The organism is Pseudomonas sp. N-137, from assembly GCF_034555295.1.
GTDB classification, from domain to species: domain Bacteria; phylum Pseudomonadota; class Gammaproteobacteria; order Pseudomonadales; family Pseudomonadaceae; genus Aquipseudomonas; species Aquipseudomonas rhizophila.
Window position 1 is genome coordinate 1 of record NZ_JAXUDQ010000002.1, and the last position, 25,358, is coordinate 25,358.

Here is a 25,358-nt window from a genome sequence, read left to right on the forward strand (position 1 = left end):
GATGAACAGGCTGTAGTAGCGGTAGGCGACCAGGTAGATGGCCACGGCTGCGACGACGATCCAGAGGGCGTTGATCGCCTCTCCCCGACGCAATGCCACGACGCCCAGGGCGCTCGCTCCCAAGACGGCCAGCAGTAGCCAGGGTATGTGGCGCAGCAGGCTATTATTATTTGTCATTTTTATATTCCGGCCAGGGTGGACAAGAAAGACAGCCATCGGAGTTTAGCGCTAACGAGAACAAAGGCCACCCCCGACATTTGTCTGCCAGCAGCCCAACGGTGACGACGGCGCGCCAGTTGGGTCTATAGTCAATCAATCTTCAGAAAGGAATACGTAATGAGCGAACGCCGCCGCTTCGTACGAATCGAGTTCCATGCCCGAACCGAGCTGAGTCAGGGCAAGGACGAGGACAAACTGACTTGGCCGGTCGAACTGCTGGACCTGTCTCTCAAGGGCCTGCTGATCAAAAAGCCCGAGCCCTGGCTTGGCAATCCCGAGAAGACTTTCGTAGCCGACATTCACTTGAGCAACGACGTGGAAGTGCAGATGGAGGTTCGGTTGACCCACGACGACCATGGCCATCTGGGCTTTGTCTGCGAGCATATCGACCTGGACTCCATCGCCCATCTGCGCCGGCTGGTGGAGTTGAACCTCGCCGATCAGGCTGAGCTGGAGCGGGAGTTGGCGGCGTTGGTACAGATCTGAATAACCCTGCACCACACAGCAGGCCTCGGAGTTATTCGAACAACGCATCCAGCGCCTGTTCCAGGCGGGTCACGGCAATGATCTGCAACCCGGCAGGCGCTTCCTTCGGCGCGTTGCCCTTGGGCACGATGGCGCGTTTGAAACCGTGCTTGGCCGCCTCCTTGAGCCGCTCCTGTCCGCTGGGCACCGGCCGGACTTCCCCCGACAGCCCCACTTCACCGAACACCAGCAGATCATGGGGCAGCGGCCGATTGCGCAAGCTGGACATGACCGCCGCCATCAACGCCAGGTCAGACGCGGTTTCCAATACTTTGACGCCGCCCACCACGTTGAGGAAAACATCCTGATCGTGGGTAGGAATGCCACCGTGTCGATGCAGGACCGCCAGCAACATGGCGAGCCGATTCTGATCCAGCCCCAAGGTGACCCGACGCGGGTTCGCCAAATGGCTGTCATCCACCAGCGCCTGAACCTCCACCAGCATCGGTCGGGTGCCTTCCCAGGTCGCCATGACCACACTGCCCGGCACTTCTTCCTGGGCGCGCGTGAGAAAAATCGCCGAAGGATTCGAGACTTCTTTCAAGCCTCTGTCGGTCATGCCGAACACACCCAATTCATTGACGGCGCCAAAGCGATTCTTCACTGCCCGCAACAAACGCAGGCGACCGTCGGATTCGCCCTCGAAATACAACACGGTATCCACCATGTGCTCCAGCACCCGCGGGCCTGCCAGCGCGCCTTCCTTGGTGACGTGGCCCACCAGGAAAATCGCCGTACCGCTCTGCTTGGCATACCGCACCAGCAACGCCGCGCTTTCACGCACCTGTGACACGCCGCCCGGCGCCGATTGCAGTTGTTCGGTGAAAATCGTCTGGATCGAGTCGATCACCATGACCTTGGGTTTTTCCAGGCGGGCCGTGGCGATGATGGTTTCGATGCACGTCTCGGTCATGACCCGCAGTTGATCCTGGGGCAGCCCCAGACGCCGGGCGCGCATGGCGACTTGCTGCTGGGATTCCTCGCCAGTGACGTACAGCGCCGGCATGCGCGTGGCCAGGTTGCACAAGGTTTGCAACAGGATGGTGGACTTGCCGATGCCCGGGTCCCCGCCAATCAGCACGACCGAACCGTCCACCAGGCCACCGCCCAATACGCGGTCCAGCTCGCCGGACGCGGTGGAAAACCGTGGAATTTCCTCGACGCTGACTTCGGCGAGGGTCTTGATTTGCGCCTGCTGACCGGCCCACCCCGTGCGACCGGTGGGGGCTGCGGCACCGCCACTCTCCACCATGGTTTCGGTCAAGGTGTTCCAGGCACCGCACTCACTGCACTGGCCGGCCCATTTGGGAAAGGTCGAGCCGCACTCGGTGCAGCCATACATGCGCTTTGCCTTGGCCATCTGAACTCCGGGATAAAAACCGCGATGATAGCCCACGCGGGGGTCAGCGCGGGGCCGGCATTCTGATTTCACCGTTGGCCAGGTTCGCCGCGGTATTGCCCAGCGGATCCTGGGCCTGCAGGTCCGCCCCTTTGGCCGCCAAGGCGTCGAGCAACTCGACGCGCTTGAACAGGCCGGCGTACATCGCTGCGGTCTGTCCGGCGCCGTTGCGCTGGTCCGGGTTGCAATCGGTGGACAACAAACGGCGCGCGATCTGCACTTGGCCCTTGAAAATGGCGCCCATCAGCGCCGTGTTGCCCCGGTTGTCCTGGGTGCAGGCATCGGCGCCAGCGGCCAGCAGCCGCTCCACCGCCGCGCCATGGCCGTGGTAAGCGGCCAGGATCAGCGCGGTGTAGCCCTTTTCGTCCTGGGTGTTGAGCGAGTAACCAGCCTCGATAAAGGTCTCGAGCATCGGCACGTCGCCCCGCCGGGCGGCGTCGAAGTAATAAGTTTGCAACTGCTCTTGTACAACCACCGGATCGGTGGGCACGGGCTGATCGGCCCATACGCTCAACGACCCGATTGCGAGCATCGAAAACAGGAAGTTACGCAGCATGACGTCTCCTTGGCGCAAGGCTGTAGATGCAGGGCTGTGGGAGCATGGCTTGCCCGCAACGCAGACGACTCGGTCTGGCTTCAGACCGCAGCGCCTGCTTCGCGAGCAAGCTTTGCTCCCACGGGTTATGCACGTGCCAGGCTGTGGATCAGTCGCTGAGTTTTTCCGCCAGCGCCTTGACCCGGGTCAGATCGCCTTTGGCGACACGGGCTACACCGGTGCCGTATTCAGGATCAGCCTTGTAGAGGAACGACAGGATGATGTGCTTGCTCTCCTCATCGGTGGTCGCCAGCGATCCGCCGAAGCTTTCGATCAGGTCATTGCGCTCTTTCTGGTTGAACGAGCGGTACAGGTCACCGGCTTGCTTGAAGTTCTGCTCACGCTGGATCTTCGCCTGCTGGGTACTGCCAGTCAGCGCGGTCTGGCTGTAGCGTGCCGTTGGCTGTTCCTGGCGAGGCATCAGGCGGCTAGGCTGATAATTCACGCCGGTGCTGGTGGCGCCCGAATTCATCGCGCCGTCCTGGTTGCCATTGTTGACCGCCACCTTCGGCGCATTGATGGGCAACTGAAGCGCGTTGGGTCCTACTCGATACATTTGCGTATCGGCATAGGAGAACACCCGCCCCTGCAACAGTCGATCTTCCGACGGCTCGATGCCCGGAACAAGATTGGCCGGCGCCATCGCCACTTGCTCGGTTTCCTGGAAAACATTCGCCGGGTTACGGTTCAAAACCATTTGCCCGACTTTGCGTTCAGGCACACCCGGCCAGATTTTTGTCGCATCAAGAGGATCGAAATCAAACGTGGAAAGGTCCTGCGGGTTCAGCACCTGAACGTACAAGTCCCATTTCGGGAAGTCGCCCTTATTAATATGACTCACCAGATCGTTAGTCATATGGCTGTAATCTTGCCCCTGAACTTTCACAACTTCTTTCGGATCGAGATTTTTCAGGCCCTGCAAACTTTTCCAATGAAACTTTACGTAGTGAACTTCACCCTTTGCATTCACCAACTTGTAGGCATGCACACCGTTACCGTCCATTTCACGATAACTGGCCGGCGTGCCGGAATTGGAATACAACTCGGTCAGCGTGCGCGTTGCTTCGGGCACGTGAGAAAAGAAATCGAAACGGCGGGCGTCATCATCCAAGTTTGTCCGAGGGTCGGGTTTGAAAGCATGGACCATGTCTGGAAACTTGATGGCATCGCGAATGAAGAAGGTCGGGAAGTTGTTACCCACCAGATCCCAGTTACCCTCGGCCGTGTAGAACTTGGTGGCGAAGCCACGGGGGTCACGCAGGGTTTCCGGCGAATGGTTGCCATGCACTACAGCAGAAAAACGCACGAACACCGGCGTGGCCTGGCCAGCGGCGAAGACTTTGGCCTTGGTCAGATCACTGAGGTCGTCGGTGACTGTAAATGTGCCATGGGCACCGGTTCCTCGTGCATGCACCACGCGCTCGGGGATGCGCTCGCGGTCGAAGCGCTGGAGTTTCTGGATCAGTTGCACGTCTTGCAACAAGGTCGGCCCGTTAGGACCGGCTGTTTGCGAGTTCTGGTTGTCGCCCACAGCCGCACCGTTATCGCGGGTCAGGGTGGCCGCGTTGACGGACAAGGACAACAGGCTGGCGGTGAGCACAAATAAAGCACGGCGAGGGGTGAAAGTCCCGCCGCCAAGGGAAATGTTCATAGGCGTTTCCTCTGATGTTATAGAGCGCATCCATGTGCGCCTTGCAGAGGCTAGTGCTCTAAAAAGAAAAACCTAAATAGAAATGCCGCACCGATCCGATAGAAAAATCCTTATAGGGAATCGGCTCGGGACCGCGTATCACGCGCGATTGATGGCACTTTGTAAACTTTTCCCCCTGTCCCGAGTCGATAACTGAAGCTTTGTAAGCAGGCGTTTCGAGCAGGACGCGTTTGGCTGATTTACACTGCCACCATCCACTTCATCTGTCACAAGGAACAACTCATGGGCGTGATTAACGAGTTCAAGGCCTTCGCGGTCAAAGGCAATGTCGTCGACATGGCCGTCGGGATCATTATCGGTGCTGCTTTCGGCAAAATCGTTTCGTCCTTCGTTGGCGACGTCATCATGCCTCCGATCGGCCTTTTGATTGGCGGGGTGGACTTCAGCGACCTGGCCATCACACTCAAGGCGGCACAAGGCGATGCGCCGGCGGTGGTATTGGCCTATGGCAAATTCATTCAAAGCACCATTGATTTCATCATTGTGGCGTTCGCCATTTTCATGGGCGTCAAGGCCATCAACCGTCTCAAGCGCGAAGAAGCCGTTGCTCCCAGCGCGCCACCGGTTCCGACCAAGGAAGAACTGTTGCTGAGCGAAATTCGCGACCTGCTCAAGGCCCAGAACGAGAGGCCCTGACTCACGCTTCGCCGCCTGTGGCGTGGGTTTTTATCTCCTCGCCACAGGCGCCTTTGCTACCAATAGTTTTCCACGGCCACCTGACCCGGCCGACGGCTGAGACTCAGTTGCAGGCCCCTGGCCTTGAGCAACTTGCGCGTGTCATCGATCATCTGCGGATTGCCGCACAACATCACCCGCGAGTGTTCCGGCGTCAGCTCGATGTCAGCCGCCCTTTCCAACTCGCCATTTTCGATCAGTGTCGTGATTCGTCCGCTGAGCGCACCGGGATGCTGTTCACGGGTGACGGTCGCGATGAAACGAAACTTGTGGGCGTAGCCGGCCAGGTAGTCGCGCTGGGTCAACCCTTTGATCAGCTCCTGATATGCCAGCTCCCGTGCCTCGCGGACGCTGTACACCAGGACGATCGTCTCGAATTTTTCCCATGCTTCGAAATCCTGGAGAATCGAGAGGAACGGTGCGACGCCCGTTCCCGTGGACAGCAGCCACAAATCGCGCCCGTCAACGAAACGATCAAGCGTCAGGTAGCCAAAGGCCTGGCGATCAACCAGCAGGCTGTCGCCTGGCTGCAGCCGACTCAGTTCGCTGGTGAACTCGCCGTCCGGTACCACGATGGAAAAAAACTCGAGGAATTCATCGAACGGCGAAGACACCATGGAATATGCCCGCCAAACGATGGTGCCATCCGCTTTAGCGACCCCGAGCCGGGCGAACTGCCCCGCCCGAAAACGAAAACCGCGATCCCGTGTGGTACGCAACGTAAACAAATGAGGTGCCACGGGCTGCACATCGAGCAAGGTTTGACGGGTGAACTTCTCTGAGCTGTCGATCATGAGCCACTCCAACGAGACAAGACTTACAGTGTCCCGCAAAGTGAGCCCCTTCACCACTGACAACGAGTAGTGGCACTTTAGCTACTAATGCCTCCGTCACCGAGCATATCTTCTACCAGACTTATACAAAACTATCCCAACTGTAAAATCATACTCAAAAAGTTTATTTCTTAAACATTTCAAACTGTAAGCAAATAAAAAAAAGCTCACTGCAATTTAAGAATAGTCCTACACTAAAAATTCGCATCATGGATTGGATCCGCATGGACGAACTCAACCCAGGAGAGAGCGATGGACAAGTGGAAGGACTTGCTGTTGAGGAAGTTATCCTGTGAAAAGGACTTACAGACGGCCTATCGTCTAGTCCTGAATTTCTTTAACAATCAGGGATTTGAATATTGTGCATTCTCAGCCTATCTCGGAAGCCCGGACAAGCATACCAACAAGGTAAACCTGAATAACTACCCTTATGGATGGGACAGACTATATGAACAGAACGGCTATGCATCGAACGACCCACTAGTAGCACATTGCAATCAATCACCGCTTCCAATCTTGTGGGATGAGACTGTTTTTGCTCAGGCCCCCAAGTTGTGGCGAGAACTTAATCGTCAGGGACTCAAGTATGGCTGGACCCAGGCCGTTCATGATGAACAGGGGGCACACTGCAGCCTTTTCAGCCTGGCTCGGACTCATTGCCCCATCGATATCGACGAGCATTACGCAAATCTGGGCTATGCCATTTTCGCCAGTCAAAGACTGCATGCGCTGGCCAGCAAAAAACTGGCTGACGCTGCCGCGACTCCACAAAAATGTCATTTATCACCCAGAGAGATCGAAGTATTGAGGTGGTCGGCCGAAGGCAAGACGGCTTCGGAAGTGGGCAGAATCCTCTGCCTCTCCGAGCGCACCGTGAACTTCCATGTGTGCAGTTGCATGCGAAAGCTGAACGTCAACAACAAAATCTCAGCGGTAGCCAAGGCGGCCCACATCCATGTGATCTGAACCGTGCGGCGCACTTACCAACCTGACAAAAACCCGCGAGTAATGCCTGGAAAAAAAACGTACCATTTACGGCTCCACTTGAATGATGACGCGCCCAGTACGCGACGAAGTTCATTCAGGCGGTCCCGCTGAGACACCTGCCCCGGGGCAGCGGGACATTCGTTGATCTCCAGAGTCCCAGCCATGCCCTTGCTCGACAGTCCCTTCGCCCAACTTGACCTGATCCGCCAACCCGAACAGCAGAACGAACCGCTGCAAGCCTTTGACGCAGCCGACGAATACCTGCTCGCGTATCTGGCCGAGCAACAGCCGCTCGCCGATACCCGGGTCCTGGTCCTCAATGACAGCTTTGGTGCCCTGGCGGCGAGCCTTGCCGGCAAGGTTGAAGTCATCAGCAGCAGCGACTCGTACCTGGCCTTGCAGGCGCTGGAGAAAAACCTGGTGCGCAACGGCCTGCCCTTTGATGCAGTGCCGACGTTGCCGGCCAGCGAACCGTTGACCGGACCTTTCGACCGCGTCCTGATCAAAGTGCCAAAAACCCTGGCCCTGCTGGAAGAACAGTTGATTCGCCTGCAAGGCCAATTGGCCCCCGGTGCCCAGGTGATTGCTGCTGCGATGGTCAAGCATCTGCCACGGGCCGCCGGTGACCTGCTGGAACGTTACGTTGGCCCGGTGCAGGCCTCGCTGGCAGTGAAAAAAGCTCGCTTGTTGATCGCCACGCCAGAAGCGCTCCGGCCAGAAACCCGAGTGCCGGCCGCATCCCCCTACCCCACGCGCTATTGGCTGGAAGAGCCGAAGATCGAATTGCTCAACCACGCCAACGTGTTCTGTCGCGAAGGCCTGGACATCGGCACCCGGGCATTTCTGCCGCATCTGCCAAAGAACCTGGGCACCGCCCGCGTCGCGGACCTGGGGTGCGGCAACGGTGTACTGGCAATCGCCAGCGCCCTGCAGAATCCCGAGGCCCACTACACCCTGGTGGATGAATCGTACATGGCCGTGCAGTCGGCCGCCGAGAACTGGCGCGCCGCCCTGGGCGAGCGTGAGGTGACCATACGAGCTGGGGACGGTCTGGCCGGGCAAGAGGCGCAGTCATTGGATGTAGTGCTGTGTAATCCGCCTTTCCACCAACAGCAGGTGGTGGGCGACTTCCTCGCCTGGCGGATGTTTCAGCAGGCGCGCGAAGCACTGGTGGTCGGCGGCGCGCTGTACATCGTCGGCAATCGGCACCTGGGCTACCACAGCAAACTGGCGCGGTTGTTCCGGGGGGTCGAACAAGTGGCCGCAACCCCGAAATTCGTCATCCTCAAGGCCCGCAAATAATTTGACCCTGCCCGGGAGCGTCAGTGGGTGGTCAGCCCTGCGGCGTTCATGAACATCCGCATCAGGCTGGCGACGATAAACAGGGCCAGCACACTGCCGGCCCAGATCAGCGCCAGCCAGCCAAGTCGCTGCCAGAGCGGCTTCTTTTCAGCCGCTTCGATGTCTTTCAGATCAGGCTTGGCCATTTTCAATGCCTCGCAGGTCAATCAATGGTAGCCGTCGTCATGGGTCACCTTTCCCCGGAACACGTAGTAGCTCCAGAAGGTGTACACCAGAATCAAAGGAATGATGAACAGCGTCCCGACCAGCATGAACCCCTGGCTCTGTGGCGGTGACGCCGCGTCCCAGATGGAGATGGATGGCGGCACGATGTTCGGCCACAAGCTGATGCCCAGACCGCTGTAACCGAGGAAGATCAGCGCCAGCGTCAGAATGAACGGCGTGTAGTTGGCGTTGCGGGCAACGGCGCGAAACAACCCGTACATGGTCACCAGCACCAGGATCGGTACCGGCAGGAACCAGAACAGATTCGGCAGGGTAAACCAGCGCGCCGCGATATCGGCGTGAGCCAGCGGAGTCCAGATACTGACGATACCGATCACCGCCAGCACCCCGAACGCCAGCGGCCTGGCCAGGTTATGCATCTGCTCCTGCAACTTGCCTTCGGTTTTCATGATCAGCCAAGTGCAGCCGAGCAAGGCGTAGGCGACGATCAAGGCCAGGCCACAGAAGACGGTGAACGGTGTGAACCAGTCCAGGGAGCCGCCGGCGAACTGGCGATCGACCACTTCGAATCCATCAATGAACGCCCCCAACGCCACCCCCTGGAAGAAGGTGGCCGTCAGGGAACCGCCGATGAACGCCTTGTCCCACAGATGGCGCTTGTGAGCCTTGGCCTTGAAGCGAAACTCAAAGGCCACGCCGCGGAAAATCAGCCCGATGAGCATCAGGATCAGCGGCAGGTACAGCGCCGAAAGCACCACCGAATAAGCCAGCGGAAACGCCCCGAACAGGCCCGCGCCGCCCAGCACCAGCCAGGTTTCGTTACCGTCCCAGACCGGCGCTACGGTGTTCATCATCACGTCACGATCACGCTCAGCCTTGATGAAGGGGAAAAGAATGCCGATCCCCAGGTCAAAGCCATCCATGATCACGTACATCATGATGCCGAAGATGATGACCACGGCCCAGATCAGCGGAAGATCAATACCCATGACTCAATTCCCCTTGTGCGAGCTGTCGTTATGGTCCACTTCGTCGTCGCCATCATCGGCGGCCGACAATGGACGGGCCGGGGTACGTTTCTGACCCGGGCCACCGTCGGCCGGCTCATCTTCATGGACTTCCGGCCCTTTGCGCACCAGGCGCATCATGTAGCTCAGCCCCGCACCGAACAGCGCGAAATACACCACGACGAACAGCACAAGCGTGATGCTCATCTGCGCAAAGCTGTGGCCGGACGAAGCATCGGCCGTGCGCATCAGGCCGTAGACCACCCAGGGCTGGCGACCGATTTCGGTGGTGAACCAGCCTGCCAGGATCGCGATCAGGCCGGACGGCCCCATCCACAAGACCATATGAAGGAACGGTCGAGACTGGTAGAGCCGGTCGTTGCGGCGCAACCAGAGACTGCACAGACCGGTGAAGATCATCAGCAGCCCCAGGCCTACCATGATCCGGAACGACCAGAACACAATGGTCGAATTCGGTCGGTCTTCAGGCGGGAACTCCTTGAGGGCCGGCACCTGTTTGTCCAGGCTGTGGGTCAGGATCAGGCTGCCCAGGTAGGGGATTTCCACGGCGAACCGGGTCTTTTCCGCCTGCATGTCCGGCCAGCCAAACAGGATCAGCGGGGTAGGCTCATTGCCGACATTTTCCCAGTGACCTTCGATGGCCGCGATCTTGGCCGGTTGATGCTTGAGGGTGTTGAGGCCATGGAAGTCGCCAATGACGGCCTGGATCGGCGCCACCAGCAACGCCATCCACATCGCCATCGAGAGCATGCGGCGAATGGCCGGGGTATCCCGACCGCGCAACAAGTGCCAGGCCGCCGACGAACCGACGAAAAACGCCGTGGCGACAAACGCTGCCGTGGACATGTGCAACAGGCGATAGGGGAACGAGGGGTTGAACACCACCGCCAGCCAGTCCACCGGGATGACCCGGCCATCGATGATTTCGTAGCCCTGGGGAGTCTGCATCCAGCTGTTGGAGGACAGGATCCAGAACGTCGAAATCAGCGTGCCGATCGCTACCATGATTGTGGAAAAGAAATGCAGACCGCGCCCGACGCGGTTCCAACCGAACAGCATCACCCCCAGGAACCCGGCTTCGAGGAAGAACGCCGTGAGCACCTCGTAAGTCAGCAGCGGCCCGGTGACCGCGCCGGCAAAGTCAGAGAAACGGCTCCAGTTGGTGCCGAACTGATAGGCCATGACCAAACCGGATACCACACCCATGCCGAAGTTGACGGCAAAGATCTTCGACCAGAAGTGGTACAGGTCGCGGTAGGTGTCGTCGCGGGTCTTGAGCCACAAGCCCTCGAGTACCGCCAGGTAACTCGCCAGGCCGATGGTGATGGCCGGGAACAGGATATGGAACGAGATGGTGAACGCGAACTGGATTCGGGCGAGATCGAGCGCCTCCAAACCGAACATAAGTCTTCCTCTGTCAGGTAAAACCGGCTGCGGGCGGGGCTTGCATCGCAACCTCCAGGGATATGGAGTGCGATGCTTTTCAAATCGTTCTTTTTTTAAACCGTCACAACGCAGGAACGTGGCCGGATGGCCGCCAGCCCAAGCCCCCGGAGGGTATTGACCTGGATCAAGCAATGCTCAAAGAGTAGTCGCATTATGGCCGCCGGACGGCGTGGTCTTTTGTCGCGTGACAGGTTGTCTCAGTGCTGCAATCCTGCTCTAAGCCAAGATTTCTTGAATCTTGAGGAGTGCACTGTTGTGGCGAGGGGATATCCCCGCTCGAGTGCGCAGCGCTCGCAAAAGCTTGGGGCCGCTTCGCACCCCAGCGGGGATAAATCCCCTCGCCACAAAAAAAGCGTGCTATGTGAAAAGTAGATGCTTGGCTAACTATTTTTCCAGCAACCGCAACCTCCAGTTACAACTCGGTGATAATCTCGATGCCCTCATCACCGGACCCGTCATAGATGCCCAGCCAAGCGCCATTGCTGCTCCGCCACCACCGCCCCTTCATCGCCTTCTGGCTGGCCCGGATTTTCACCGCCAGTGGCTTCCAGATGCTCACCGTGGCCATCGGCTGGAACCTCTATCAACTGACCGGCAACGTATTGGACCTGGGTCTTGTAGGGTTGGTGGAGTTTGCTCCGCGTGTGCTGTTCATGCTGCACACCGGGCATGTGGCCGACCGCTATGATCGCCGCAAGGTCGCGGCGATCTGCCAGTCGTTGCAGGCGATGATTGCCCTGGCGCTGGTCATCGGCAGCGCCACCGATAACGTCACCCGGGAGATGATCTTCATCCTCGCCTTCCTGCTGGGCGCCGCCCGCTCCTTTGAGATGCCGACCACCCAAGCGCTGCTGCCGAGCATCGTGCCGGCCGCGCTGTTTCCCCGCGCCGTGGCCGCCGCGCAGTCGGCCCAGCAGTCCGCGACCATCGTCGCCCCGGCACTGGGCGGTCTGCTCTATGCCTTCGGCAGCGTCTGGGTCTATGGGCCGACCGTGTTGCTCTACGTCATCGCCTGCTGCCTGATGCTCAACCTGCCCGCCCGCCAGACGCCGTTGAACAAAGGCAAGGCAACCATGGATTCGTTGCTGGCCGGGATTCGCTTCATCCGCAGCCGCCCAGACATTCTCGGGGCGATTTCCCTGGACCTGTTTGCGGTACTGCTGGGCGGCGCGACCGCGCTCTTGCCGGTGTTCGCCAAGGATATTCTGCTTACCGGTCCCTGGGGCCTGGGCCTGTTGCGCTCGGCTCCGGCGGTGGGGGCCTTGCTGATGTCGCTATGGCTGGCGCGGTTTGCCGTGGAGCGCAAGGTCGGTCGGGTGATGTTCACGGCCGTGGGCGTGTTCGGCGTCGCCACCATTGCCTTCGGCCTCTCCACTTCGTTCTGGTTTTCCCTGGCGGTGCTGGTGGTGCTAGGCGCGGCGGACATGATCAGCATGGTGATCCGCGCCTCCTTCGTGCAGTTGGAAACGCCAGACGAAATGCGCGGCCGGGTCAGCGCCGTGAACGGGCTGTTCATCGGCGCCTCGAACCAGTTGGGCGAGTTCGAGTCCGGCCTGACCGCCCACTGGTTCGGCACCGTGCCGGCGGTGGTCATGGGCGGTGTCGGCACACTGCTGGTGACCGGGGTCTGGATCAAACTGTTCCCGACCCTGGCCAACCGTGACCGGATGCACGAACCGGTGGACGCTGCGAAAACCTAAAGCAATTTATCCAGCGTGATGGGAAAGTCCCGGACCCGTTTGCCGGTGGCGTGATAAATCGCATTGGCCACGGCCGCCGCCACACCAACGATGCCAATCTCACCGACGCCCTTGGAGCCGAGGGCATTGACGATCTCGTCGTGCTCGTCGACAAAAACCACGTCAATGTCCCCGATGTCGGCGTTCACCGGCACATGGTATTCCGCCAGGCTGTGATTCATGTGCCGGCCCAACGCATGGTCAGTCAAGGTTTCTTCGTGCAAGGCCATGCCGACGCCCCAGACCACGCCGCCGAGGATCTGGCTGCGCGCGGTTTTCGGGTTGATCACCCGTCCGGCGGCGATGGCGCTGACCACCCGATTGACCTTCACCGTGCCCAAGTCCTCATCCACCAGCACTTCGACAAACACCGCCGAATGCGTGGCCGTAGCGTAGGCTTGGCGTTTTTCCTCCGGCTCGGCAGTAACCTGAACCTGCAAGGGCGTCTCGCCGCTTTTTTGCGCCAACTCTGCCAACGAGACACAGGCCTCGCCCAACCGTAGCTGACCGTCGGCAAACGTCACTTGCTCAAGGGTCGCGCCAGCAAAGGCCGGACAGCTCTGCCGCGCCACAGCCAGGAGTTTTTCCTTCAGGGCTTCACAGGCCTGCTGCACAGCGGTGCCCACCGACGAGACGGTGAACGAGCCGCCCTGCAGCGGCGCAGTCGGCAGCGACGAATCACCGAGGATAAAGGTGACGTTTTCCAGGGAAACGCCTGACGCTTGGGCGGCGATCTGGGTCATGACTGTGTAGGTGCCAGTACCGATGTCAGTGGTGGCACTGCTGACGGTCAACTGACCGTTGGCATCCAGCGAGGCCCGAGCGCTGGCCTTCTGCTGCATGGCCTCCCACACACCGCCCGCCATGCCCCAACCGACCAACTGCCGACCTTCACGCATGCTGCGCGGTTCCGGGTTGCGCTTGTCCCAGCCGAAACGACGGGCACCTTGGGCATAGCATTCACGCAACTCTTTGCTGGAATATGGTTTGCCTTCATTCTCGTTACGCTCGGTATAGTTGAGCAGCCGCAGCTGGATCGGGTCGATCGCCAGGGCACAGGCCAGTTCATCCATGGCGCACTCCAGGCCGATCAGTCCCAGGGCAGCGCCGGGAGCGCGCATGTCCAGCGGCGTATAGACGTCCAACGGCACCAGTTTGTAGGTCAATTCGACGTTGTCGCAGTGATAGAGCATCCCGCTCCACTCCACCACATGCTCGGTGAAATCTTCAAAGCGCGAGGTCTGGCCGATGGCGGTATGCGCCACCGCCAACAGTCGCCCGTTGGCCGCGGCCCCCAGTTGCAGGCGCTGAAAGGTCCGTGGTCGATAGCCAAAGGTAAACATCTGCTGGCGCGTCAGACTGACCCGCACCGAGCGTTTGAGCGTCAGCGCTGCCATCACCGCCAGGGGCAGTTGGTACTGTGGCCGCAGCCCGGAACCGAAGGCGCCGCCCACATAGGCGGCAAACACTCGCACCTGCTCTTTCTCAAGCCCGAAGACCTTTTGCACATAGGCCTGGCAGTTTTGCGTGCCTTGGGTCTTGTCGTGGATGTGCAGGCTGCCGTCAGGCTGATACAGCACGGTGGAGGCATGAGGCTCCATCGGGTTGTGGTGTTCGATCGGTGTGCTGTAGGACACGTCCACACTGAGGGCCGAACTGGCGTACTCGCCCTGAAAATTCCCACGGGGCTTGGGCAATTCTGCCGGTGCCGGATGGGCTTCGTTTTGCAGGATTGCCAGATCGGTCTGATGGTCCTGGGCTTCATATTCGATTTCAATAAGCGAACCGGCGTAGCGGGCCAGCTCGAGGTTTTCAGCGACTACCAAGGCCAACGGCTGGCCGCTGTAGAGTACCTGATCGTTGTACAGCGGTCGGAACGGCGAACCCTCTGCCGCATCGGCGTCCTCGTAAGGCTCGTCGTAGCTGGCGATCCTGGGGCGGTTGGTGTGGTCGATCACCGTGACCACCCCGGGCAACGCCAACGCTCGGGTGGCATCGATGCGCAGCACGCGGCCACGAGCGATGCTGCCGGAGACGACGCTGCCGTGCAGCAAACCGTCCTCGGGGTATTCGCCGGCATATCGGGCCTGGCCGGTGACCTTGAGCAGGCCATCGACCCGGTCAAGTGGTTGCCCTATGGATTTGCTCGAAGCATTCATCAGGCTTGTCCTCCCACCAGTGCGGCATCGCTCAAGGCGCGGACCACCGCCCGGCGCGCCAGTCTGACCTTGAAGCCGTTATGTTCCAGCGGCTCGGCGTTTTGCAACAGCGCGTCAGCGGCAGCAGTGAAGGTTTCGCGGCTGACGGTCTGACCGGTCAGCCAGCTCTCCACGGCCCGGTCGCGCCAGGGTTTGTGGGCCACGCCGCCGAGGGCCAGGCGCGCCTGGCGGATCACCGGCCCGTCCAGCTCGAGCGCCGCCGCTACCGAAACCAGCGCAAAGGCGTAGGAGGCCCGGTCCCGAATTTTCAAGTAATGGCTGTGTTCAGCGAAACCGGCGGCAGGCAACTCAATGGCGGTGATCAGTTCATCATCGGCCAGTTGGTTGTCCCGTTCCGGGGCATCGCCGGGCAGACGGTGAAAGTCAGCGAACTCGATGGTCCGTGCCCCGCCCCGACCGATAACATGCACCACGGCCTCCAAGGCAGCCAGTGCCACGCACATGTCGGAAGGGTGCGTGGCGACACATTGATCACTGGCGCCGAATATCGCGTGCATACGGTTCAAGCCGTCCCGAGCCGGACAGCCGCTGCCTGGCCGTCGCTTGTTGCACGGCACGTTGGCGTCATAGAAGTAATAACAGCGGGTGCGTTGCAGGAGGTTACCGCCGGTGCTGGCCATGTTGCGCAACTGCGGCGAGGCGCCCGCCAGGATTGCCTGGGAAAGCAGCGGATAGCGGCGCTGGATCCAGGGATGCCAAGCCAGATCGGCATTGCTCACCAACGCGCCGATCATCACCCCACCGGAAGGGGTTTCGCTGAGGTCCGCCAGGGGCAGCCCGGTAATGTCGATCAGGTGCTCGGGGCGGGTGAGGTTTTCTTTCATCAGGTCCAGCAGGTTGGTGCCACCGGCAATGAAGCGTGAAACCGGGCTCGACAAGTCGACGGCGGCCTGCACGGTGTCGGGCTTGCTGTATTGGAAAGGGTTCATTGATCACCTCCCTGCTGACAGAGCGGCAATGCCTCTTCGATAGCGTCACGAATGTTGTTGTAGGCGCCGCACCGGCAGAGATTGCCGCTCATCAGTTCGCTGATCTGCGCCCCAGTCTGTGCCCGGCCTTCATTGGCCAATCCCACCGCGGAACAGATCTGCCCAGGCGTGCAGTAACCGCACTGGAAGGCGTCGTGCTTGATGAAAGCCTGCTGCATGGGATGCAACTGATCACCGTTGGCCAACCCCTCGATGGTGGTCAGCTCAGCGCCGTCGCACATCACCGCCAGGGTCAGGCAGGCGTTGATCCGCTTGCCATCGCGCAGCACCGTACAGGCACCACATTGACCGTGGTCGCAACCTTTCTTGCTGCCCACCAGATCCAGTTGCTCACGCAGCAGGTCCAGCAGCGTGGTCCAGGGCAGCACGTGCAGTTCGCGCGCCTGACCATTGAGCGTCAGGCGGATCGGATGGCGGACGAAGGACGCCGGTGTCGCTTCGGACAGGGTCGCGCTCATAAACACCTCACGGTTGGTCGTACACTCGCGGCGTTTTCGCAAACCGCCGTCATAAGGGGTACGACTTCGGGGTGGGGTGAGCGTTCAAGGCAATTTCGACGCGCCGAAAAAGCCTTGGCCATCGCAGGACACACAGATTTGCCTGGCATGTGCGGTATATATGTACCGCACCGAGTGTAATGTATCGCCTTACACTCGATTCCATGATTAAATCCTTCCGACACAAAGGCCTCAGGATCTTCTATGAAACGGGTTCGACCCGTGGAATCCGGGCTGACCATGGAAACCGCCTGGCTCGCATGCTCCAGTTCATGGACCGGGCGCAGTCGCCTGACGACGTGGATATCCCCGGATGGCGACTGCATCCACTAAGAGGTGAGCTGGTTGAATACTGGTCGCTGAGTGTTTCGGGAAACTGGCGGATTATTTTTCGTTTTAGCGGATCGGATATCGAACTGGTCGATTATCTGGACTACCACTGACAGGAGGCTGGAACATGCCCATGCACAATCCGCCACACCCTGGCGAAACGCTACTGATGGATGTGTTGCCCGAACTGGGCATCACAGTCACCGAGCTGGCGCGGCATTTGGGCTTCGCCCGACCGCATCTCTCTCGGGTATTGCACGGCCATGCCCCCGTCAGCCCCGATCTGGCGGTGCGCCTGGAACGGGCCGGGATCGGCAAGGCCAGGGTCTGGCTGGGTGTTCAGACGGACTATGATCTGTGGCAAGCCGAGCAGCGTGAACAACCTTTGATCGAACGCTTACCTCACCACGCCTGATGCCTGTCAGGCCAGCAACTCCGCCGCCACCACGCCCCTCACGCCCTTGCCACAGAGCTGTTCCACCAGCGTCAAGGCAAACGCCAGCGCGGCAGCCGAGCCTTGGGCGGTGATGCAGTTGCCGTCCACCACCACCGGCTGATCGACAAAATTGCAACCGGACAGTTGCTGGCTCACGGCGGGCAGGCAGGTCATGCGGCGCTGGCGCAGTACGCCGAACGCCTGCAAGGCAAGGGCCGGGGCTTCGGCGATGGCGGCGAAGAAACGTCCAGTGGCGGCCTGGTCCTTGATCAGTTGTCGCAGTAGCTGATGGGCCGCCAGGTGTTGGGCGCCGATGATGCCGCCGGGCAGGACGATCAGATCAAAGTCCTGCGCCAACAAGTCCACCAGCATACCGTCGGCGGTCAGGCGCGTGCCGCGGGCACAGGTGAGCATCCGCCGCCCTTCGATACTTGCCACCACCACTTCGACCTGAGCTCGACGCAGCACGTCGATCAGCGTAACGGTCTGCAAGTCGTCGACACCTTCGGCGACGGCTATCAGGGCTCGGGGGATCTTGGTTCCAGGCATCATCGGTGTTCTCCGCTGGGTGGTTTATGAAGCCTAGTCAGGTTTGCCGGGCCGCGTGCGGCTTGTCAGGCTGGAAGGTCATTTGATGTACAGCTGGGTCGACATCCGGTTGCCTGGTGCGTTGATCGACTGGTTGCTGAAGCTGAAGGTGCCTTCCTGCTTGCCCTTCAGATCGAAGACATACAAATAGCCAACCGTTTTGCTCCGCACGGAACAATCATTCAGGTTGCCATTGCTGAACGCACAGACCGGCGAGCGGGTGCCATCGACTTCAAAACCGTCCAGCGTGACGTGAGGCTGACGGCCATACCCCACCTCCAGCACATAGACCTTGATACTCGGGCCGCTGTGATTGCAACGGGTCTGCTCTTGCCCTTGGGCGATGTCCTCGAAACCGCAGGCGGGCGACTCGACCTTGAGCACCTTGACCTCGCTCAGGGGCGGCGCCGAAGCGGCATTGACGGCCTGCCCGGGTAACCCCAGGCCCAGCGCACACCCCCATGCGACCAATAGGTGTTTTTTCATACGATGCATAAAGACCTCCCGGAACCGCGCGCAGTATGGCCGACTTGGCGCTTGGGCAAAACATCGACGACGATCGCAGCCACAGCGCCACGCTGCTGGTATGATGCGCGGCTTTTTCCGACCCACAGAAAATTCCCGAGCGCCCCTGGCGGTCTGTGCTTTGCTGTTGAGGTCGATACATTCACGGCGCCCGGCGCGCCACGGGGAGCAGACATGCTGGAAAGGCTGTTTCAACTCAAGGCACACAACACCAACGTGCGGACCGAGATTCTGGCGGGCGTCACCACCTTCCTGGCCATGGCCTACATTCTGTTCGTCAACCCGAGCATCCTCGGCGAAACCGGTATGGACAAAGGTGCGTTGTTCGTCGCCACCTGCCTGGCGGCGGCCATCGGCTCCACCACCATGGGCCTGATCGCCAACTACCCGATCGCCCTCGCGCCGGGCATGGGCCTGAATGCGTTTTTCACCTACACCGTGGTCCTGCACATGGGCCATACCTGGCAAGTGGCGCTGGGTGCGGTGTTCATTTCCGCCGTGTTGTTCTTCCTGCTGTCGATCTTTCGTATCCGCGAGTGGATCATCAACAGCATCCCGCTGCCCCTGCGCTCGGCCATCGCCGCCGGTATCGGCCTGTTCCTGGCGCTGATCGCCCTGAATAACGCCGGCATCGTGGTGAAAAACCCGGCAACCATGGTCGGCCTCGGTGATTTGAAACAACCCGCGCCGATCCTCGCTACCCTCGGCTTCGTCCTGATCGTCGCCCTCGAAGCGCTGAAAGTGCGCGGTGCAGTGCTCATCGGCATCCTGGCGGTCACCGTCGTTTCGATCCTGATGGGCTTCACCCCGTTCGGCGGCGTGATGTCGATGCCGCCATCCCTGGCCCCGACCTTCCTGCAACTGGACATCAAGGGCGCCCTGGACATCGGTCTGGTGAGCGTGATTTTCGCCTTCCTGTTCGTCGACCTGTTCGACAATTCCGGCACCCTGATCGGCGTCGCCAAGCGCGCCGGACTGATGGGCAAGGACGGCCACATGCCGAAGATGGGGCGGGCACTGATCGCCGACAGCACCGCCGCCATGGCCGGTTCGCTGCTGGGCACCTCCACCACCACCAGCTACATCGAGTCGGCGGCGGGCGTCAGCGCCGGCGGCCGCACCGGCCTGACCGCCATCGTCGTGGCGATCCTGTTTCTGCTGGCGCTGTTCTTTTCGCCACTGGCCTCCAGTGTCCCGGCCTTCGCCACCGCACCGGCGCTGTTGTTCGTCGCCGTGCTGATGACCTCAGGCCTGGCGGAAATCGACTGGGACGACATCACCGTGGCCGCTCCCGTGGTGATTACCGCGCTGGCGATGCCGTTCACCTATTCCATCGCCAACGGCATTGCCTTCGGCTTCATCGCCTGGACCGCCATCAAACTGGTGTCTGGCCGTGGCCGTGAGCTGAACCCGGCGCTGGTCATCCTGTCGATTCTGTTCGTGATCAAGTTGGGTTGGTTCAACGCATGACTTTTGATTCCCAGGCCTACGCCACTCAGCTCCAGGACAAGGTCAGCCGCTTGCGTGACCTGCTGGCCCCGTTCGATGCGCCGGAGCCAGCGGTGTTCGATTCACCGCTGGAGCACTTCCGCCTGCGGGCCGAATTCCGCCTGTGGCGCGAGGCCGGCGAACGGCATTACGCGATGTTCTCCCAGGACGACAAGCGCACGCCGGTCCTCATCGAGCAGTTTCCCATCGCCAGCCTGCGCATCAACCAGTTGATGCCGCAACTCAAGGCGGCCTGGCAAGCCAGCGCGCCGCTGAGTCACAAGCTGTTCCAGGTGGAGTTCCTGACCACCCTGACCGGCGATGCGATGATCACCCTGTGTTACCACCGCCCTCTGGATGAGCACTGGCACGCAGCGGCCACGAAACTGGCGAGCGACCTCGGTGTGAGCATCATCGGTCGCTCCAAAGGCAAACGGGAAGTGATCGGCCATGATTACGTGGTGGAGAAACTCGACGTCGGTGGCCGCACTTTCAGCTATCGCCAACCTGAAGGCGCCTTCACCCAGCCCAACGGCACCGTGAACCAGAAGATGCTCAACTGGGCCTACGATGCATTGGGTGAGCGCAGCGACGATCTGCTGGAGTTGTACTGCGGCAACGGCAACTTCACCCTGCCTTTGGCCACCCGCGTGCGCAAAGTGCTGGCGACCGAAATCAGCAAGACGTCGGTGAACGCCGCGCTGAGCAACCTCAGCGAAAACGCTGTGGATAACGTGACTCTGGTGCGCCTGTCCGCTGAAGAACTGACCGAAGCCCTGAACGAAGTCCGCCCGTTCCGTCGCTTGCACGGCATCGACCTCAAAAGCTACGCATTCGGCAGCGTCTTCGTCGACCCGCCCCGCGCCGGCATGGACCCGGACACCTGCGAACTGACCCGGCGTTTCGAGAACATCCTCTACATCTCGTGCAACCCGGAAACCCTCGCCGCCAACATCGCGCAACTGCACGACACCCACCGCATCACGCGCTGCGCGATGTTCGATCAATTCCCTTGGACCCATCACATGGAATCCGGGGTGTTGTTGACGCGGCGCTAAACGCTGCGGGGCTGGACAGGGCAAAGCTATGTGGGAGCAAGGCTTGCCCGCGATACAGGCAATGCGGTCGTTCAGAATTTGAGCCGCCTGTATCGCGGGCAAGCCTTGCTCCCACAGATAAATCCCCTCGCCACCATTGCCCTCCCTCACCTCCCGACCAAGATCATGTTCGATCATCGAACACTTATTGCCCGATGCCATCGGCTTTGTTTGACCAAATTAACCATCTAGTACAATTTATCTCCACCGGCTGAAATCCGCCGACACCAACAATAAAAATTGTGGAGAAATTGCGATGCCTCCGATCGTTCTGGTGCTCAACGGCCCGAACCTGAACCTGCTCGGCACCCGCGAGCCGGCGACTTATGGCCACGAAACCCTGGCGGACATCTCCGCACTGTGCGGCCGCGCCGCTGAAGAATTCGGCCTGGCGGTGGAGTTTCGCCAGACCAATCAGGAAGGCGAATTGCTCGACTGGGTGCATGGCGCCCGCGGTCGCTGTGCCGGCATCGTCATCAACCCGGCAGCCTGGACCCACACCTCGGTAGCGATCCGTGATGCGCTGGTCGCCAGCGAAGTCCCGGTGATCGAGGTGCACCTGTCCAACGTTCACGCCCGCGAAACGTTCCGTCATCACTCCTTTGTTTCATCGGTCGCCATCGGTGTGATGTGCGGGTTTGGCAGCCATGGTTATCGCCTGGCGCTGGAGCATTTCAGTCAGCGGTTGAAGGGTTGATGAGCATGTCGAATATCACCGTGCTTGCCGGCCTGATTGGTGCGGGCATCCAGGCGTCGCGCACCCCTGCGCTCCATGAGCGCGAGGGCGATGCCCAGGGCATGCGTTACCTCTATCGACTGATCGACCTGGACGCCCTGGGACTCGACAGCGGCGCCCTGCCCGATTTGCTCAAGGCCGCCGAGCGCATGAACTTCACCGGCCTGAACATCACCTTTCCCTGCAAACAGGCGATCATCCCGTTGCTCGACGAGCTGTCGCCCGAGGCCAGGGGCATTGGCGCGGTGAATACCGTGGTGTTCAAGGAGGGCAAACGCATCGGCCACAACACCGACTGCCTGGGGTTCGCCGAAGGGTTTCGCCGCGGCCTGGGTGAAGTGGCGCGCAAGCACGTGGTCCAGATGGGTGCTGGCGGCGCAGGCGCGGCGGTGGCCCACGCGCTGTTGGCAGAAGGCATACAGACGCTGAGCATTTTTGATGTTGAAGTCAGCCGTGCCGAAGCACTGGCAAACAACCTGAATCAACACTTCGGTCCTGGCCGCGCCCGGGCCGGGCATGATTTGCCTACAGCGATGGCCGAGGCGGACGGCCTGGTGAATACCACGCCCATGGGCATGGCGAAACTGCCGGGCATGCCGGTGCCGGTGGAGCTGCTGCGGGGCCAATTGTGGGTCGCGGAAATTGTCTACTTCCCCCTGGAAACCGAACTGCTGCGCAACGCCCGCGCCCTGGGTTGCCGCACGCTGGATGGCGGCAACATGGCCGTGTTCCAGGCGGTGAAGGCGTTCGAGCTGTTCAGCGGCGTCGCGCCGGATGCGCAGCGGATGCTGGAGCATTTCCAGAGCATGAATCACTGAAACCACCCTTGTGGGAGCGAGCCTGCTCGCGATAGCGGTGAATCAGTCAGTGTTGATGTGACTGACATACCGCTATCGCGAGCAGGCTCGCTCCCACAAAGGTTTCAAGGTCAGGCCTGCAGATACCGCAACACCGACTCACAAATCATCTGGCGATGACGCTGCTTGATCGCTTCGTCCGGCAAATCGATCTGAAAAATCTCACCGAATGTGTGGCGGTTGGACACGCGGTAAAAGCAGAACGAACTGATCAGCAGATGCACATCCAGCGGTTCCAGGCCGGCGCGGAACACCCCCTCTTCGGCACCTCGGCGCAGGATCACGCCCAGGGAATCAAGGATGGTATTGGTCATTGCCTTGATGGCGCCCGATTGCTTGACGTACTCGGCGTTGTGAATGTTTTCGATGCAGACGATGCGCACGAAATCCACATTGCGGTCATGGTGGTCGAAGGTGAATTCCACCAGGCGCCGGATCGCATCGACCGGGGCCAGTTCCGCCAAGTGCAGGCGGCTCTCAGTGTTGCGGATATCGCCGTAGAGTTTTTCCAGCACCTCGACGTACAACTGCTCCTTGCTGCCGAAGTAGTAGTAGATCATGCGCTTGGAGGTGTGGATGCGCTCAGCAATGGCGTCGACCCGAGCGCCGGACAGGCCCTGCTGGACGAACTCGACGATGGCTTCCTGAAGAATGTTTTCCCGGGTTTTCTCCGGGTTGTTCTTGCGACTCTTGCGCGGCTCGACGACAGGTTCGTCGAGGTCTGCGGAAAGCTCTGAATTCGTAGTCATTGCGGGGCTCACGGCCATCACTGCACAGGTTGGCGATTATGGGCCGCACCGCGCAGTCAAGCCAAGCCACGGGGTTGCCCTTTACCGCCGCGTTTACGATTTGCCTACAACTTGGCGTGCCGCAAGCCACCGCTGCGGGACTTGGCCATGGCTGCCAGCCTTACCGCGACATTGGCGGCGCCGTAGCCGGCATAGCCGCTCTTGCGCTGGATGATTTCAAAGAAGAAGCGCCCTTCGAACGGCTCGGTGTAGACGTGAAACAATTCACCGCCCTGGGCATCTCGGTCGTACAACACGTTGAAATAAGCCAGCTCGCTGAGAAACTCATCATCGAAATCGAAACGCGCCGCGAGGTCATCGTAATAGTTGAGCGGAATGTCCAGCAGCGGCACGCCGGCCTCTTTGGCGCGGCTGACCTGGGCAAAGATGTCATCGCAGTCGAAGGCGATGTGGTGCACGCCGGAGCCGCGATAACTGGACAGCGCATGGGAGATCGCGGTGTTACGGTTCTCGGAAATATTGAGCGGCAAGCGGATCGAACTGCAACGGCTACGCAGGGCGCGACTCTTTACCAGGCCATACGGGTCGGGCAGCACCACTTCGTCGTCGGCTTCGAAATCCAGCAGGCTCTTGTAGAACAGCACCCAGCTGTCGAGGCTATCGGCCGGCAGCGCCATTGCCATGTGGTCGATGCGCTTGAGTCCGGCACCGATGACAGCGCCCGGTTGCAGGTTGAAATCGGTGCCGTAGACGTCGGCGTCCTGATCCACCAGGTAAATCAGGCTGCCGTCCGGTGCACGCACCGCCGCCAACTCCAACTCGTTGGGCCCCACCAGGCCGCGATAAGGCTGGCCCTTGTAGGCCACGGCCCGCTCCAGGGCGCTGGCGCTGTTTTTGACCCGCACGGCGGTGGCGCACAGCGATGGCCCGTGAGCTTCGAAAAAGCTGTGGGCAAACGAATAGGGTTCGCAATTGAGGATCAGGTTGATGTCGCCCTGGCGCAGCAGGCTCACGTTCTTGGAGCGATGCTGGCCGGCCTTGACGAACCCCAACCGTTCCAGCCAATGGGACAGCTTCGCGCCAAGACTGTCGTCCACGGCAAACTCAAGGAATTCGATACCGTTGTATTCGCTGGCCGGTGGTGTGGCGAACAGGATGTCAGCATGGCTTGCCGGTTCGGCCTCTTCGGCCAGCCGCTGGCGGGTCTTCTCCTCCAGGTACAGCAACGAACGCAGGCCGTCGGCGGCATTGGCCCGTGGTGGCGCGGCGCGGAAACCGTCGTTGAAAATCTCCAGCGACAATGGCCCGGTGTAGCCACTCTTGATGATCGGTGCCAGGAAGCCCGGCAGATCGAACTCGCCCTGGCCTGGGAAGCAACGGAAATGCCGGCTCCATTCCAGGACATCCATCGCCAGGATCGGCGCATCGGCCATTTGCACGAAGAAAATCTTGTCACCGGGGATCTGGGCAATCGCACTCGGATCACCCTTGAGGGACAAGGTATGGAAGCTGTCGAGCAACACCCCCAGACTGGGGTGGTCGGCCTGGCGCACGATGTTCCAGACCTGTTGATAAGTATTGACGTGCCGGCCCCAGGCCAGCGCCTCGTAACCGATGCGCAAGCCTCGCGCCCCGGCTCGTTCGGCCAGCAATCGCAGGTCATCCACCAAAATCTGCTCATCACCCAGGCTGTCGGCCGCGGCATTACTGCACACCAGCACCAGGTCGGTGCCCAGCTCCTGCATCAGGTCGAACTTGCGCTCGGCCCGCTCCAGATTGCGCGCAAGGCGTTCGCGACGGCAACCTTCAAAATCCCGAAACGGTTGGAAAAGCGTGATGGCGATGCCCAGGTCGGCGCACATCTGCCTGATTTCCCGAGGGCTGCCATCGTAATAGAGAAGGTCGTTCTCGAAGATCTCCACGCCGTCGAAACCGGCGGCGGCAATGGCTTCAAGTTTCTCCGGCAGGGTACCGCTCAAGGACACGGTGGCAATGGAACGCTGCATGACTTCGGCTCCCGGGACAGGCATCGGCTACACACAGGTGTGCCGCTTTTGAAAGAGTGAGCCGATTATTGAGCTGGAGGTTTGTTTCAGCAATTTAATATGTACCATCCGGTTAGTTTTTTGGGCGATTATCGAACACAATGCCCGATCAACGAAT

25 protein-coding genes and 1 pseudogene are annotated in these 25,358 nt (G+C 60.4%); 11 read left to right on the forward strand and 15 right to left on the reverse strand.

The features are described 5' to 3' along the window. A pseudogene (locus tag T3A99_RS00015) lies at positions 1-177 on the reverse strand (carbon starvation protein CstA); the annotation flags it as partial. 159 nt (positions 178-336) lie between these two features. Between T3A99_RS00015 and T3A99_RS00020 the strand changes: the two are divergent. Continuing rightward, positions 337-705 carry a PilZ domain-containing protein gene (locus tag T3A99_RS00020; protein ID WP_047229582.1) on the forward strand — a complete coding sequence of 123 codons (369 nt, stop codon included), beginning with the start codon at positions 337-339 and terminating at the stop codon, positions 703-705. A gap of 31 nt (positions 706-736) precedes the next feature. Here T3A99_RS00020 and radA read toward each other — a convergent pair whose 3' ends face one another. The 3 genes from radA to katB form a co-directional block, all read right to left on the reverse strand. Continuing rightward, positions 737-2,104 carry a DNA repair protein RadA gene (gene radA / locus T3A99_RS00025; protein ID WP_030140305.1) on the reverse strand — a complete coding sequence of 456 codons (1,368 nt, stop codon included), beginning with the start codon at positions 2,102-2,104 and terminating at the stop codon, positions 737-739. A 43-nt stretch (positions 2,105-2,147) separates the two neighbouring features. Beyond that, positions 2,148-2,699: an ankyrin repeat domain-containing protein gene (locus T3A99_RS00030; protein WP_410479124.1), complete on the reverse strand. Its 552-nt coding sequence runs from the start codon at positions 2,697-2,699 to the stop codon at positions 2,148-2,150. Between the two features lie 148 nt (positions 2,700-2,847). Next, the gene (katB, locus tag T3A99_RS00035) at positions 2,848-4,389 is read right to left on the reverse strand and encodes a catalase KatB (RefSeq protein WP_322833839.1); all 1,542 of its coding nucleotides are present in this window, start codon (positions 4,387-4,389) and stop codon (positions 2,848-2,850) included. A 282-nt stretch (positions 4,390-4,671) separates the two neighbouring features. Here katB and mscL point away from each other — a divergent pair, with 282 nt between their 5' ends. Beyond that, positions 4,672-5,085: a large-conductance mechanosensitive channel protein MscL gene (mscL, locus tag T3A99_RS00040; RefSeq protein ID WP_047229580.1), complete on the forward strand. Its 414-nt coding sequence runs from the start codon at positions 4,672-4,674 to the stop codon at positions 5,083-5,085. Positions 5,086-5,141: 56 nt separating this feature from the next. On the opposite strand, the gene T3A99_RS00045 is transcribed toward mscL, so the two are convergent. Continuing rightward, positions 5,142-5,918, reverse strand: a complete 777-nt coding sequence (locus tag T3A99_RS00045) for a ferredoxin--NADP reductase (RefSeq protein ID WP_076386408.1) — start codon at positions 5,916-5,918, stop codon at positions 5,142-5,144. 291 nt (positions 5,919-6,209) lie between these two features. Here T3A99_RS00045 and T3A99_RS00050 point away from each other — a divergent pair, with 291 nt between their 5' ends. Together T3A99_RS00050 and T3A99_RS00055 are read left to right on the forward strand one after the other, a co-directional pair. Then, entirely contained in the window at positions 6,210-6,923 is a 714-nt protein-coding gene (locus tag T3A99_RS00050; protein ID WP_047229578.1) for an autoinducer binding domain-containing protein, read from the forward strand. Between the two features lie 183 nt (positions 6,924-7,106). Next, the gene (locus T3A99_RS00055) at positions 7,107-8,246 is read left to right on the forward strand and encodes a class I SAM-dependent methyltransferase (protein ID WP_322833840.1); all 1,140 of its coding nucleotides are present in this window, start codon (positions 7,107-7,109) and stop codon (positions 8,244-8,246) included. A gap of 20 nt (positions 8,247-8,266) precedes the next feature. Here the strand turns inward: T3A99_RS00055 and T3A99_RS00060 are convergent, their stop codons facing one another. The 3 genes from T3A99_RS00060 to T3A99_RS00070 are packed head-to-tail and all read right to left on the reverse strand — an operon-like array spanning position 8,267 to position 10,903. Continuing rightward, on the reverse strand, positions 8,267-8,431 hold the full coding sequence (locus tag T3A99_RS00060) for a DUF2474 domain-containing protein (protein ID WP_076386412.1): 165 nt from the start codon (positions 8,429-8,431) through the stop codon (positions 8,267-8,269). A gap of 21 nt (positions 8,432-8,452) precedes the next feature. Beyond that, entirely contained in the window at positions 8,453-9,460 is a 1,008-nt protein-coding gene (gene cydB / locus T3A99_RS00065; protein WP_047229576.1) for a cytochrome d ubiquinol oxidase subunit II, read from the reverse strand. 3 nt (positions 9,461-9,463) lie between these two features. Next, complete coding sequence (locus T3A99_RS00070; RefSeq protein WP_322833841.1) at positions 9,464-10,903, reverse strand: cytochrome ubiquinol oxidase subunit I; 1,440 nt, start codon at positions 10,901-10,903, stop codon at positions 9,464-9,466. Between the two features lie 503 nt (positions 10,904-11,406). Here T3A99_RS00070 and T3A99_RS00075 point away from each other — a divergent pair. Beyond that, positions 11,407-12,645: an MFS transporter gene (locus T3A99_RS00075; protein WP_047229574.1), complete on the forward strand. Its 1,239-nt coding sequence runs from the start codon at positions 11,407-11,409 to the stop codon at positions 12,643-12,645. Here T3A99_RS00075 and T3A99_RS00080 read toward each other — a convergent pair. From T3A99_RS00080 to T3A99_RS00090, 3 genes are read right to left on the reverse strand one after another with little or no spacing between them, the layout of a single operon-like run. Next, the gene (locus T3A99_RS00080; RefSeq protein WP_322833842.1) at positions 12,642-14,843 is read right to left on the reverse strand and encodes a xanthine dehydrogenase family protein molybdopterin-binding subunit; all 2,202 of its coding nucleotides are present in this window, start codon (positions 14,841-14,843) and stop codon (positions 12,642-12,644) included. The genes T3A99_RS00075 and T3A99_RS00080 overlap by 4 nt on opposite strands. After that, a complete protein-coding gene (locus T3A99_RS00085) occupies positions 14,843-15,832 on the reverse strand; it encodes an FAD binding domain-containing protein (RefSeq protein WP_047229572.1) in 990 nt (329 codons plus the stop codon). The genes T3A99_RS00080 and T3A99_RS00085 overlap by 1 nt, the downstream gene beginning before the upstream one ends. Beyond that, a complete protein-coding gene (locus tag T3A99_RS00090; RefSeq protein ID WP_047229571.1) occupies positions 15,829-16,350 on the reverse strand; it encodes a (2Fe-2S)-binding protein in 522 nt (173 codons plus the stop codon). The genes T3A99_RS00085 and T3A99_RS00090 overlap by 4 nt, the downstream gene beginning before the upstream one ends. Before the next feature lie 203 nt (positions 16,351-16,553). Here T3A99_RS00090 and T3A99_RS00095 point away from each other — a divergent pair, with 203 nt between their 5' ends. Further along, entirely contained in the window at positions 16,554-16,832 is a 279-nt protein-coding gene (locus T3A99_RS00095) for a type II toxin-antitoxin system RelE/ParE family toxin (RefSeq protein ID WP_139051229.1), read from the forward strand. 14 nt (positions 16,833-16,846) lie between these two features. Then, complete coding sequence (locus T3A99_RS00100) at positions 16,847-17,134, forward strand: HigA family addiction module antitoxin (protein ID WP_139051201.1); 288 nt, start codon at positions 16,847-16,849, stop codon at positions 17,132-17,134. A 6-nt stretch (positions 17,135-17,140) separates the two neighbouring features. On the opposite strand, the gene T3A99_RS00105 is transcribed toward T3A99_RS00100, so the two are convergent. After that, on the reverse strand, positions 17,141-17,707 hold the full coding sequence (locus T3A99_RS00105) for a DJ-1 family glyoxalase III (RefSeq protein WP_322833843.1): 567 nt from the start codon (positions 17,705-17,707) through the stop codon (positions 17,141-17,143). 75 nt (positions 17,708-17,782) lie between these two features. Next, positions 17,783-18,238 (reverse strand): DUF4879 domain-containing protein, encoded by a 456-nt coding sequence (locus T3A99_RS00110; RefSeq protein ID WP_076386416.1) that lies wholly within the window; start codon positions 18,236-18,238, stop codon positions 17,783-17,785. A 204-nt stretch (positions 18,239-18,442) separates the two neighbouring features. Here T3A99_RS00110 and T3A99_RS00115 point away from each other — a divergent pair, with 204 nt between their 5' ends. The 4 genes from T3A99_RS00115 (at position 18,443) to T3A99_RS00130 (ending at position 22,407) form a co-directional block, all read left to right on the forward strand. Next, positions 18,443-19,738 (forward strand): NCS2 family permease, encoded by a 1,296-nt coding sequence (locus T3A99_RS00115; protein WP_047229568.1) that lies wholly within the window; start codon positions 18,443-18,445, stop codon positions 19,736-19,738. Beyond that, positions 19,735-20,814 (forward strand): tRNA (uridine(54)-C5)-methyltransferase TrmA, encoded by a 1,080-nt coding sequence (trmA, locus tag T3A99_RS00120; RefSeq protein WP_322833844.1) that lies wholly within the window; start codon positions 19,735-19,737, stop codon positions 20,812-20,814. The genes T3A99_RS00115 and trmA overlap by 4 nt, the downstream gene beginning before the upstream one ends. A 295-nt stretch (positions 20,815-21,109) precedes the next feature. Continuing rightward, positions 21,110-21,550 (forward strand): type II 3-dehydroquinate dehydratase, encoded by a 441-nt coding sequence (gene aroQ / locus T3A99_RS00125; RefSeq protein ID WP_014340320.1) that lies wholly within the window; start codon positions 21,110-21,112, stop codon positions 21,548-21,550. A gap of 5 nt (positions 21,551-21,555) precedes the next feature. Then, a complete protein-coding gene (locus tag T3A99_RS00130; protein ID WP_370695173.1) occupies positions 21,556-22,407 on the forward strand; it encodes a shikimate dehydrogenase in 852 nt (283 codons plus the stop codon). A gap of 110 nt (positions 22,408-22,517) precedes the next feature. On the opposite strand, the gene T3A99_RS00135 is transcribed toward T3A99_RS00130, so the two are convergent. Both T3A99_RS00135 and quiC read right to left on the reverse strand, forming a co-directional pair. Continuing rightward, positions 22,518-23,195, reverse strand: coding sequence for a TetR/AcrR family transcriptional regulator (locus T3A99_RS00135; protein ID WP_047229564.1), 678 nt, complete (start codon positions 23,193-23,195; stop codon positions 22,518-22,520). Between the two features lie 104 nt (positions 23,196-23,299). Next, entirely contained in the window at positions 23,300-25,201 is a 1,902-nt protein-coding gene (gene quiC, locus T3A99_RS00140) for a 3-dehydroshikimate dehydratase QuiC (protein WP_322833845.1), read from the reverse strand. Positions 25,202-25,358: the final 157 nt, after the last annotated feature.

What these genes read in the sequence shown, in the direction of transcription:
- katB (WP_322833839.1), bottom strand. Translation starts at nt 4,389, where the DNA reads ATGAACATTTCCCTTGGCGGCGGGACTTTCACCCCTCGCCGTGCTTTA.
- trmA (WP_322833844.1), top strand. Translation starts at nt 19,735, where the DNA reads ATGACTTTTGATTCCCAGGCCTACGCCACTCAGCTCCAGGACAAGGTC.
- T3A99_RS00100 (WP_139051201.1), top strand. Translation starts at nt 16,847, where the DNA reads ATGCCCATGCACAATCCGCCACACCCTGGCGAAACGCTACTGATGGAT.
- T3A99_RS00105 (WP_322833843.1), bottom strand. Translation starts at nt 17,707, where the DNA reads ATGATGCCTGGAACCAAGATCCCCCGAGCCCTGATAGCCGTCGCCGAA.
- T3A99_RS00080 (WP_322833842.1), bottom strand. Translation starts at nt 14,843, where the DNA reads ATGAATGCTTCGAGCAAATCCATAGGGCAACCACTTGACCGGGTCGAT.
- mscL (WP_047229580.1), top strand. Translation starts at nt 4,672, where the DNA reads ATGGGCGTGATTAACGAGTTCAAGGCCTTCGCGGTCAAAGGCAATGTC.
- T3A99_RS00020 (WP_047229582.1), top strand. Translation starts at nt 337, where the DNA reads ATGAGCGAACGCCGCCGCTTCGTACGAATCGAGTTCCATGCCCGAACC.
- T3A99_RS00075 (WP_047229574.1), top strand. Translation starts at nt 11,407, where the DNA reads ATGCCCAGCCAAGCGCCATTGCTGCTCCGCCACCACCGCCCCTTCATC.
- T3A99_RS00135 (WP_047229564.1), bottom strand. Translation starts at nt 23,195, where the DNA reads ATGACTACGAATTCAGAGCTTTCCGCAGACCTCGACGAACCTGTCGTC.
- T3A99_RS00055 (WP_322833840.1), top strand. Translation starts at nt 7,107, where the DNA reads ATGCCCTTGCTCGACAGTCCCTTCGCCCAACTTGACCTGATCCGCCAA.
- quiC (WP_322833845.1), bottom strand. Translation starts at nt 25,201, where the DNA reads ATGCAGCGTTCCATTGCCACCGTGTCCTTGAGCGGTACCCTGCCGGAG.
- radA (WP_030140305.1), bottom strand. Translation starts at nt 2,104, where the DNA reads ATGGCCAAGGCAAAGCGCATGTATGGCTGCACCGAGTGCGGCTCGACC.
- T3A99_RS00060 (WP_076386412.1), bottom strand. Translation starts at nt 8,431, where the DNA reads ATGGCCAAGCCTGATCTGAAAGACATCGAAGCGGCTGAAAAGAAGCCG.
- T3A99_RS00095 (WP_139051229.1), top strand. Translation starts at nt 16,554, where the DNA reads ATGATTAAATCCTTCCGACACAAAGGCCTCAGGATCTTCTATGAAACG.
- aroQ (WP_014340320.1), top strand. Translation starts at nt 21,110, where the DNA reads ATGCCTCCGATCGTTCTGGTGCTCAACGGCCCGAACCTGAACCTGCTC.
- T3A99_RS00110 (WP_076386416.1), bottom strand. Translation starts at nt 18,238, where the DNA reads ATGCATCGTATGAAAAAACACCTATTGGTCGCATGGGGGTGTGCGCTG.
- T3A99_RS00130 (WP_370695173.1), top strand. Translation starts at nt 21,556, where the DNA reads ATGTCGAATATCACCGTGCTTGCCGGCCTGATTGGTGCGGGCATCCAG.
- T3A99_RS00045 (WP_076386408.1), bottom strand. Translation starts at nt 5,918, where the DNA reads ATGATCGACAGCTCAGAGAAGTTCACCCGTCAAACCTTGCTCGATGTG.
- T3A99_RS00070 (WP_322833841.1), bottom strand. Translation starts at nt 10,903, where the DNA reads ATGTTCGGTTTGGAGGCGCTCGATCTCGCCCGAATCCAGTTCGCGTTC.
- T3A99_RS00085 (WP_047229572.1), bottom strand. Translation starts at nt 15,832, where the DNA reads ATGAACCCTTTCCAATACAGCAAGCCCGACACCGTGCAGGCCGCCGTC.
- T3A99_RS00090 (WP_047229571.1), bottom strand. Translation starts at nt 16,350, where the DNA reads ATGAGCGCGACCCTGTCCGAAGCGACACCGGCGTCCTTCGTCCGCCAT.
- T3A99_RS00030 (WP_410479124.1), bottom strand. Translation starts at nt 2,699, where the DNA reads ATGCTGCGTAACTTCCTGTTTTCGATGCTCGCAATCGGGTCGTTGAGC.
- cydB (WP_047229576.1), bottom strand. Translation starts at nt 9,460, where the DNA reads ATGGGTATTGATCTTCCGCTGATCTGGGCCGTGGTCATCATCTTCGGC.
- T3A99_RS00115 (WP_047229568.1), top strand. Translation starts at nt 18,443, where the DNA reads ATGCTGGAAAGGCTGTTTCAACTCAAGGCACACAACACCAACGTGCGG.
- T3A99_RS00050 (WP_047229578.1), top strand. Translation starts at nt 6,210, where the DNA reads ATGGACAAGTGGAAGGACTTGCTGTTGAGGAAGTTATCCTGTGAAAAG.